Origin of the sequence: Caulobacter sp. (assembly GCF_049283275.1) — a bacterium.
In the GTDB taxonomy this organism is placed as follows: Bacteria; Pseudomonadota; Alphaproteobacteria; order Caulobacterales; family Caulobacteraceae; genus Caulobacter.
This window is the reverse complement of the sequence record NZ_JBAPVS010000284.1, coordinates 1-7,985: the sequence shown is the minus strand read 5'-3', so window position 1 is coordinate 7,985 and position 7,985 is coordinate 1. Positions and strand designations below refer to the sequence as shown.

The following is a 7,985-nucleotide window of genomic DNA, read 5'->3' as shown; positions in this document are numbered from 1 at the left end:
TGCTCCCCCTCTGGGGGAGCTGTCGCGGAGCGACTGAGGGGGTCTACACCCCCGCCAGCCTCTCCAGCGCCTCGCCCGTCATCCGGCGCACGATCCACTCGTCCATCGCCGCCGCGCCCAGGCTGTCATAGAAGGCGATCGACGGGGCGTTCCAGTCCAGCACCGCCCATTCCAGCCGGCCGAGGTGCTCGTCCAGGCAACGCCGGGCCAGATTGGCCAGCAGCGCCTTGCCCGCGCCGGAGCCTCGCGCGTCCGGGCGCACGAACAGATCCTCCAGATAGATCCCGTGCCGGCCGACGAAGGTCGAGAAGTTGTAGAACCACAGCGCAAAGCCCACCGGCCGGCCGTCGATCTCGGCGATGTCGCAGAAGGCCTTGGGATTTTCCCCGAACAAGGCGACCGTGACATCGTCCTTGGTCGTCCGAACGTCGTCGAGCAGCTTTTCGTATTCGGCCAGATCGCGGATGAACTGCAGGATCAGGGCGCTGTCAGCGGGGACGGCCGGGCGGATGGTGACGGGCATATGGCGGTCTCTTCGGACTATCTGGATTTCGTGCTCGAACAGCTGGCGCCGGTCGGGCCGCTGACCTCGCGCAAGATGTTCGGCGGAGTCGGGCTCTACGCCCAAGGCCTGTTCTTTGCCTTGATCGACGACGACACCCTGTACCTCAAGGGCGACGAGACGCTGCGCGCCGATTTCGAAGCGGCCGGCAGCACCCAGTTCGCCCCGTTCGGCATGAGCCCGATGGCCTACTGGACCGCCCCGGCCGAGGCCCTGGACGATCCTGACCTGATGGTCGACTGGGCGCGGAAGTCGATCGCGGTGGCGACGGCGCGGAAAACCAGGCCTCGGAAATAGCCTATAGATTCCGCTCACCCCGGCATTCGCCGGGATGAGCGGAGTTTTAGAGTCTAGCCAATCTTGACCCCCGGCGGCGGGACGCTGTCCTCGGGCACGAAGAAGTCCGGCATCAGGGTGGCGGTGGGATCGACGCGATATTGGTCGAAGTCGCGCACGCCCTCGCCGTACAGGAACGTGTCGTCGATCACGAACTGGCCGGTGAATTCCCGCGAGGGCTTCAGGAAAATCGCATGCGCCGCGTCGGCCATGATCTCGACGGTGCGGCAGTGCTTGAGGCCTTCCTCGCCGGTCAGGGCGAACTGGATGGCGGCGGTGGCGATGGCGGTGCGCGGCCACAGGGCGTTGCAGGCCACGCCGTCGGCGCGGAACTCCTCGGCCATGCCCAGCATGCACAGGCTCATATTGTACTTGGCCATCGAATAGGCGACGTGCGGCGCGAACCAGCGGGGCTTGATGTCCAGCGGCGGCGACAGCGCCAGGATGTGCGGATTGGCGGCCTTCTTCAGGTGCGGCAGGCAGATCTTGGAGGTCAGGAACGTGCCGCGCCCGTTGATCTGATGCATCAGGTCGTAGCGCTTCATGTCGGTCGACAGCGTGCCCGTGAGCGAGATCGCGGACGCGTTATTGACGCAAATATCGATGCCGCCGAACGTCTCGACCGCCTTGTCGACGGCGGCCTGGACGCTGGCCTCCTCGCGCACGTCGACCACCAGCGGCAGGGCCTTGCCGCCGGCCGCCTCGATCTCGGCGGCGGCGGTGTAGATGGTGCCGGGCAGTTTGGGGTGGGCCTCTGCGGTCTTGGCGGCGATGACGATGTTGGCCCCGTCGCGGGCCGCCCGCAGGGCGATGGCCAGGCCGATGCCGCGCGAGGCGCCGGTGATGAAGAGGGTCTTGCCAGCTAGGCTGCTCATGCTTCTGCTCTCGATGCGGTTCTGGCCAGGATGACGCCGACGGCCATACGGCGGGCCAGACCCTGATCCTTCAACGCCGGCCCGGCAAGGCCGATGACGGCGGCGGCGACCGGGCCGGCGCCGCCGACCGCATCAGCCCCCCGCGCCTGTGGTTTCGACCGACAGGGCCCATAGGCGCTCGGCCGCCTCGGGATCCAGGGCGTGACGCATGACGCCGGTCCAGGGGTTGTCCTTGGTCCATGGGAGGGCCTGGGCCAGGTCTTCCAGGTAGAGGCCGCCGGTCCCGTCCAGCTCCGCGCCGACGGCGGCCCAGACACTGGTCGAGGCGCCCTGCTGGGGCGTCTTGAAGCCGGCGCGCGGGTTGCCGTCGTCGTCGAGCCAGCCCATCGCCTTCTGCTCCTCGATGGGCAGGTGGCGCTGCAGCGGCGTGAAGATGCCGCCGGGCATCACCGCGAAGGCGCGCACGCCCTGATCCTTGAACCGCTTGTCGAAGCCGACGGCGAACAGGGCGTTGGCGGTCTTGGCCTGACCGTAGCTTTCCCACTTCTCGTACGGATGCGAACGGAAGTGCGGGTCGTCGAAGTTCATCGGCGCGCGGCGGTGGCCGATCGACGACAGCGCCACCAACCGCGAGCCCCAGCCCGATTTGGCGCCGGCGACCAGGTTCGGGGCCAGCAGCACCGACAACAGGAAGTGGCCGAAATGGTTCGTGCCGATCTGCATCTCCAGCCCGTCCTCGGTATAGGCGAGCGGGCAGGCCATGACCCCGGCGTTGTTGATCAGCAGGTTCAGCGGCCGATCGCCCCAGCGCTCGGCGAAGGCGCGGATCGACTTGAAACTGGAGAGGTCCAGCATCGACCAGGAGACCTTGCCCTTCGCCGTCTTGGCGATGTCGGCCACGGCGGCCTCGGCGAGGTCGGGCTTGCGCGCCGCGATCACGACCTCGGCCCCGGCCTCGGCCAGGGCGCGAGCGGTCTCGATTCCGATGCCGGTGGCCCCGCCGGTGACGATGGCGACCTTGCCGGTCAGGTCCTGGCCGGCGACCACGTCGCGGGCGTCCGTGAAGGGTCCGAAGGCGGATTTGATGCGGTCGGCCATGAGGTTTCGCTCCCTGTGCTTTGTCCTATTTTTCAACGCACTAAACTTTGTCATCCCGGACAAGCGCGTAGCGCGCCGATCCGGGACCGAGCTGGAACGCGGCGCTCAGGCGTCGGTCCCGGGTCTTCGCTTCGCTACGCCCGGGATGACAGCTCTAGGAGACCTTCGAGAAGTCCGGCGCGCGACGCTCGGCGAAGGCCATGAAGGCTTCGCGGGCCTCGGCGGTCTGCAGGCGCTGACCGAACAGTTCGCCTTCCTTGTCCATCAGGGCCGCGATGGCCTCGGCGTCGCGCATCAGCGACTTGGTGACGGTCAGGGCGCCCAGCGGACGCTTGGCCAGCTGGGCCGCCGCCTCCTGGGCCCTGGCGCGCAGGTCGGCCAGCGGCACGCAGGCGTTGGCGATGCCCCAGGCCACAGCCGTCTCGCCGCTGACCGCCTCGCCCAGGGCGAACATGGCGTAGGCGCGGGCGTGGCCGATGCGGGCCGGCAGCAACAGGCTGGAGGCGGCCTCGGGCACCAGGGCCAGGTTGACGAACGGCACGGTCAGCTTGGCGTCGGGGCTGGTGAACACCAGGTCGCAATGCAGCAGCATGGTGGTGCCCACGCCCACGGCCTGTCCCTGGACGGCGGCGACCAGCGGCCGTGTGGCCTTGGCCAGGTTCTTCAGGAACCGCATCACGTGGCGTTCGCCGGTGAAGGCGCCGGTGGCCTGGGCCGTGAAGTCCTGCAGGTCGTTGCCGGCGCTGAAGCTGTCGCCGTCGGCCTGGAACACCACCACCCGCACGGCGGGATCTGTCTCGGCCCGCTCCAGGCTGTCGGCCAGCACGCCGTACATGGCGTTGGAGAGGGCGTTCTTCTTGTCTGGACGGGCCAGGGTGATGGTCATCACGCCGGCGTCGACGGCGACCTGAACGTGATCGGTCATTGGGGGTCTCCTTTGGGGAACTTCGATTGCAGGCTGGTCAGCCAGCGCGACACCACGGCGATCTCGTCGTCCGTGAAGCCTTCGGTGAGATGGGCGTTCAGGCCTTCGACCCCGGACTTGGCCTCTTCGCGCGCCGCCTCGCCATGCGGCGTCAGGTGCAGGCGGAAGGCGCGGCCGTCCTTGGGATCGGGCCGGCGCTCGACCAGTTCGGCGCGGACCATGCGGTCGACCAGGCCGGTCATGGCCGACGGCGCCAGGTCCAGGGCCTCGGCGGCCTCGCCGATCAAGGCGCCGTCCTTCTGGCCCAGCACGAACAGGGCGCCGGACTGGGCGGCGGTCAGCCCGCCCTTGGCGGCCATCTTGGCCTCGACATAACGCTGCACCCTGCGGTGCGCGACGTTGAGCAGGAACACCAGGCGACGATCGGGGGGCGTGGACATGCGACGAGGTTATAGTTCGCGCACGAAATATCAAACGAATGTTTCGCCCTTGATTGAAATCATTCAACCATCTGGTTGACTCTTCGCAGACCGCCCTACACATTCAACCACATGGTTGAATTACTTGCCCCCCAGATGACCCCCCAGTTGGACACCGTCTTTCACGCCCTCGGCGACGCCACCCGTCGCCGGATGCTTCGCGAACTGGCGAACGGCGAACGGACGGTGGGCCAGCTGGCCGAACCGTTCTCGATCTCGCTGGCGGCCGCCTCCAAGCACATCAAGGCCCTGGAGACCGCCGGCCTGATCCAGCGCGAGGTCCGCGGCCGCACCCACCTGTGCCGCCTCGACCCCGGCCCGCTAGCCGACGCCCACGAGTGGCTGAACTTCTACGAACACTTCTGGACCAGCCGTCTGGACGTGCTGGACCGGCTCCTTCGCGAGGAGGACGCCCGCAAGACCCCGCCCCCCAAGGAAGGAACCGACCGATGAGCGAAGCCGCGACCCTGGACGCCTACGGCGAACTGATCGAACCCCTGACCCTGAAGATCCAGCGCCTGCTGCCGGGGCCCGTCGACCGCGTCTGGGCCTATCTGACCGAGAGCGAACTGCGCCGCCAATGGCTGGCCTCGGGCCAGATGCAGGCCAAGACAAACACGCCGTTCGAGCTGGTCTGGCGCAATGACGAACTGAGCGATCCGCCGGGCAAGCGGCCGGACGGCTTCGGCGCCGAACACCGCCTGGAAAGCCGCATCCTGGCGTTCGAGCCGGGCCGCAAGCTGGCCTTCACCTGGAACCAGGGCGAGGTCTCGTTCGAGCTGGAGCCGGCCGGCGACAAGGTGCTGCTGACGGTCATCCACCGCCGCCTGCCCGACCGCGCCCAGCTGCTGAACGTCAGCGCCGGCTGGCACGCGCACCTCGACGTGCTGGTCACGCGGATCAGCGGCAAGCCGCAGACGGCGTCGTTCTGGGACGGCTGGAGCAAGCTCAAGGCCGAGTACGAAAAGCGCCTGCCGGCCTGAGGCTCGATTGGGGGCAGGTCCATGGGCCTGTCCCCGTCCTAGCTTCCGACCGCCCGGTACCAGTTCACCCCGTCGCCGTCGGTCTCACGGGTCGCCAGACCCCGGCCGATCAGGCAGTTGAGATGGGCCAGGGCCTCGCCGGTGGCCATGCCCAGCAGGTCCGGACCGATCGGCCGCGCGAACAGGGCGCCGAACACGTCGACCGCCCGCCTGGGCTCGGCCAGCTTGCCCGCCAACTGCGCCAGGCCGCGCTCATGACCGGCGATCAGGTGGTCGATGCGGGCGTGCAGCCCCCGGAACGGGTCGTTGTGGGCCGGCAGGACCAGCACCGTGTCCGGCGTCACAGCCTTCACCTTGGCCAGCGAGGTGATCCAGTCGGTCAGCGGATCGGCGTCGGGTTCGGTGGGGTGCACCGAGACGTTGGACGAGATCCTGGGCAGCACCTGGTCGCCCGAGATCAGCACGCCCAGCTCTTCGCACCACAGGCAGGCGTGGTCCGGCGAATGGCCCTGACCCGTCACCACGCGCCAGTCGTGATCGCCGATTCGGAAAGTCTCGCCGTCGCTCATGCGGCGATAGCTGTCGGGCATCTGGTAGATCGCCTTGCCGAACCCTCCGAACCGCGCCTTGTAATTGTCGATGGCGTCCTCGTCCCAGCCGGCCGCGTGGAAGAACCGCACCCCGTCCTCCGGCGCCTCGCGGCCGGTGTCGGCCACCAGCATCCGGCACTGGAAATACTCCAGCCGGGTCATCCAGAGCCGGACGTCGAACTTGCGGGCGATCCAGCCGGCCAGGCCCACATGGTCGGGATGAAGGTGGGTGCAGATGACCCGGGTGATCGGGCGACCGCCCAGAGCCCCGGTGAACGCCGCCCGCCAGGCCTGGGAGGTCTCCTTGGTCTGCAGGCCGGTGTCGACCACCGCCCAGCCCTCGCCGTCGGCGATCGCCCAGACATTGATGAAACCCAGCGAACCGCCCAGCGGCTGGCGCAGCCACAGGACGCCCGGCGCGACCTCGACGGCCTGGCCCGAACCCGTCTCCGGCGTCGCTTCGAACGGATAGATCAGCCGCGGCCTGGCCGTCTTTTCAGGCGGTTCGGGCGCGTCGTCCTCGATCCCGTCTCGCATCTGGTCCTCCGCTTGCGACCGTCGTCATGATTGCGTCCTCCTCGGACGACATCTTGACCCCTGATGCAAGCGGGCCTTAAGTCCGCCGCGAGGAATTTACCCCAGGAGACATACCCCCATGAGGCCCATCGCGATCGGCTTGTCGGCCGCCCTCGCGCTCGCCGCGCTCCTTCCGGCCGCCGTGATCTCGGCGCCGAAGGAGAAGGCCGCAGCCACCGCTATCGACGCCAAGGCCCGCGAGGCCGGCATGAAGGCCACGCCGGACTTGGTCAAGACCGCCGGCGTGTCGTGCACCGTCACGGACGCCCGTCTGATCGGCAGCGACAAGAAAACCGCCACCGACTACTACGAGGTCGCCTGCCAACAGGGTCTGGGCTTCGCGGTGCTGGCCAAGAAGGATACGGCTCCGCAGACCTATAGCTGTCTGGAAACCGCCGCCGCCGGCGCCGACGGCAAGCCCAGCGCCCTGGCCTGCGTGCTGCCCGGCAACGCCAACCCCAAGGCCGGCCTGGCGCCGTATCTGGAAAAGGCCAAGATCCCCTGCGACATCGAAAACGCCCGCGCCATCGGCTCCGGCGCCAAGAACGCCTATTTCGAAGTCGCCTGTAAGGGCGGCGCTGGCTACATCGTCCAGACCTCGGCCCCGATCAGTCTTGACCAAGAGGTCACGATCAACAGCTGCCTGCTGTACGAGGAAGGCGGCAACGTCAGCTGCAAGCTGACCGACAAGGCCACCCAGCTGGCGGTCGTTGATACGCTGAACGCCGGGGCGGGCAAGAACTGCGCGATCAAGGACAAGCGCTACATTCTCAGCACCAAGACCGACAACTATTTCGAAGTCTCGTGCCAGGACGGCAAGGGCTACGTGCTGCAACAGGCCGCGGCCGGCGGCGCCCTGGTCAAGGCCATCGACTGCGCCCAAGCCGGCTTCGTCGGCGGCGGTTGCACCCTGAGCGACGCCGTGGCCGCCCAGACCGAACAGGCCGGGCTTTACACCAAGCTGGCCACCAAGGCCGGCTTCGACTGCAAGGTCGAAAAGTACGGCATGCTGCCCAGCAACGACCCCCGCAAGGAGATCGTCGAACTGAAGTGCTCCAACCGCCCGGACGGCGGCATCGGCATCTTCACGGCCACGGACAACAAGGTCTACGACTGCGTGACGTCGGAAATGAACGGCTATCGCTGCAGCTTCACCAAGCAGGACGCCGCCTTCTCGCGCCTGTCGTCCGACCTGAAGGGCATGGGCAAGGGCAGCTGCGTGGTCTCCGGTTCGCGCATCATCGGCCAGACCGCGACCCAGGGCTTCGTCGAAGTCGCTTGCGCCGACGGCCTGCCGGGCTGGGTGATGGCCTATCCGCTGGGCCAGACCATGCCCAAGCCGGCCGAGCTCCTGTCCTGCCTGCAGGCCAAGGGCGTGGGCGGCGGCTGCAAGCTGCCGACCAACCAGACCAAGAGCTGATCGGGCGCACAGCCTGAAACAGCAAGCCCGCCGGGAGCGATCCCGGCGGGCTTTTTCTTTGGGATACGGGGACATGCCCTTGCGGCGTGTCCCCTTACAACGCACCGGCCTGAAGTGGGGACACGCCGCAAGGGCATGTCC

Annotated in this window: 10 protein-coding genes; 4 read left to right on the top strand and 6 right to left on the bottom strand. The window is 67.9% G+C overall.

Features of this window, described 5'->3' with window-relative positions; genetic code table 11:
- Positions 1 to 43: 43 nt before the first annotated feature.
- Positions 44 to 523: a GNAT family N-acetyltransferase gene (locus tag WAL33_RS16210; RefSeq protein ID WP_422182557.1), complete on the bottom strand. Its 480-nt coding sequence runs from the start codon at positions 521 to 523 to the stop codon at positions 44 to 46.
- On the opposite strand from WAL33_RS16210, the gene WAL33_RS16205 reads away from it, so the two are divergent.
- Positions 524 to 859: a TfoX/Sxy family protein gene (locus WAL33_RS16205; RefSeq protein WP_422182556.1), complete on the top strand. Its 336-nt coding sequence runs from the start codon at positions 524 to 526 to the stop codon at positions 857 to 859.
- 53 nt (positions 860 to 912) lie between these two features.
- On the opposite strand, the gene WAL33_RS16200 is transcribed toward WAL33_RS16205, so the two are convergent.
- From WAL33_RS16200 to WAL33_RS16185, 4 genes are all read right to left on the bottom strand, one after another.
- Complete coding sequence (locus tag WAL33_RS16200; protein ID WP_422182555.1) at positions 913 to 1,773, bottom strand: SDR family oxidoreductase; 861 nt, start codon at positions 1,771 to 1,773, stop codon at positions 913 to 915.
- 132 nt (positions 1,774 to 1,905) lie between these two features.
- On the bottom strand, positions 1,906 to 2,871 hold the full coding sequence (locus WAL33_RS16195) for an SDR family NAD(P)-dependent oxidoreductase (RefSeq protein ID WP_422182554.1): 966 nt from the start codon (positions 2,869 to 2,871) through the stop codon (positions 1,906 to 1,908).
- Positions 2,872 to 3,025: 154 nt separating this feature from the next.
- On the bottom strand, positions 3,026 to 3,796 hold the full coding sequence (locus tag WAL33_RS16190) for an enoyl-CoA hydratase (protein WP_422182553.1): 771 nt from the start codon (positions 3,794 to 3,796) through the stop codon (positions 3,026 to 3,028).
- On the bottom strand, positions 3,793 to 4,236 hold the full coding sequence (locus tag WAL33_RS16185) for a MarR family winged helix-turn-helix transcriptional regulator (protein ID WP_422182552.1): 444 nt from the start codon (positions 4,234 to 4,236) through the stop codon (positions 3,793 to 3,795). Before WAL33_RS16185 ends, WAL33_RS16190 begins: the two co-directional genes overlap by 4 nt.
- Before the next feature lie 135 nt (positions 4,237 to 4,371).
- Between WAL33_RS16185 and WAL33_RS16180 the strand changes: the two genes are divergently transcribed.
- Positions 4,372 to 4,728 (top strand): ArsR/SmtB family transcription factor, encoded by a 357-nt coding sequence (locus tag WAL33_RS16180; RefSeq protein ID WP_422182551.1) that lies wholly within the window; start codon positions 4,372 to 4,374, stop codon positions 4,726 to 4,728.
- Positions 4,725 to 5,258 carry an SRPBCC family protein gene (locus tag WAL33_RS16175; protein WP_422182550.1) on the top strand — a complete coding sequence of 178 codons (534 nt, stop codon included), beginning with the start codon at positions 4,725 to 4,727 and terminating at the stop codon, positions 5,256 to 5,258. The genes WAL33_RS16180 and WAL33_RS16175 overlap by 4 nt, the downstream gene beginning before the upstream one ends.
- A 38-nt stretch (positions 5,259 to 5,296) precedes the next feature.
- On the opposite strand, the gene WAL33_RS16170 is transcribed toward WAL33_RS16175, so the two are convergent.
- Positions 5,297 to 6,385, bottom strand: coding sequence for an MBL fold metallo-hydrolase (locus WAL33_RS16170; protein WP_422182549.1), 1,089 nt, complete (start codon positions 6,383 to 6,385; stop codon positions 5,297 to 5,299).
- A 118-nt stretch (positions 6,386 to 6,503) separates the two neighbouring features.
- Between WAL33_RS16170 and WAL33_RS16165 the strand changes: the two genes are divergently transcribed.
- A complete protein-coding gene (locus WAL33_RS16165) occupies positions 6,504 to 7,844 on the top strand; it encodes a hypothetical protein (RefSeq protein WP_422182548.1) in 1,341 nt (446 codons plus the stop codon).
- Positions 7,845 to 7,985 lie beyond the last annotated feature (141 nt).

Coding starts and splice junctions, on each gene's coding strand:
- WAL33_RS16210 (WP_422182557.1), bottom strand. CDS start 523: ATGCCCGTCACCATCCGCCCGGCCGTCCCCGCTGACAGCGCCCTGATC.
- WAL33_RS16205 (WP_422182556.1), top strand. CDS start 524: ATGGCGGTCTCTTCGGACTATCTGGATTTCGTGCTCGAACAGCTGGCG.
- WAL33_RS16200 (WP_422182555.1), bottom strand. CDS start 1,773: ATGAGCAGCCTAGCTGGCAAGACCCTCTTCATCACCGGCGCCTCGCGC.
- WAL33_RS16195 (WP_422182554.1), bottom strand. CDS start 2,871: ATGGCCGACCGCATCAAATCCGCCTTCGGACCCTTCACGGACGCCCGC.
- WAL33_RS16190 (WP_422182553.1), bottom strand. CDS start 3,796: ATGACCGATCACGTTCAGGTCGCCGTCGACGCCGGCGTGATGACCATC.
- WAL33_RS16185 (WP_422182552.1), bottom strand. CDS start 4,236: ATGTCCACGCCCCCCGATCGTCGCCTGGTGTTCCTGCTCAACGTCGCG.
- WAL33_RS16180 (WP_422182551.1), top strand. CDS start 4,372: ATGACCCCCCAGTTGGACACCGTCTTTCACGCCCTCGGCGACGCCACC.
- WAL33_RS16175 (WP_422182550.1), top strand. CDS start 4,725: ATGAGCGAAGCCGCGACCCTGGACGCCTACGGCGAACTGATCGAACCC.
- WAL33_RS16170 (WP_422182549.1), bottom strand. CDS start 6,385: ATGCGAGACGGGATCGAGGACGACGCGCCCGAACCGCCTGAAAAGACG.
- WAL33_RS16165 (WP_422182548.1), top strand. CDS start 6,504: ATGAGGCCCATCGCGATCGGCTTGTCGGCCGCCCTCGCGCTCGCCGCG.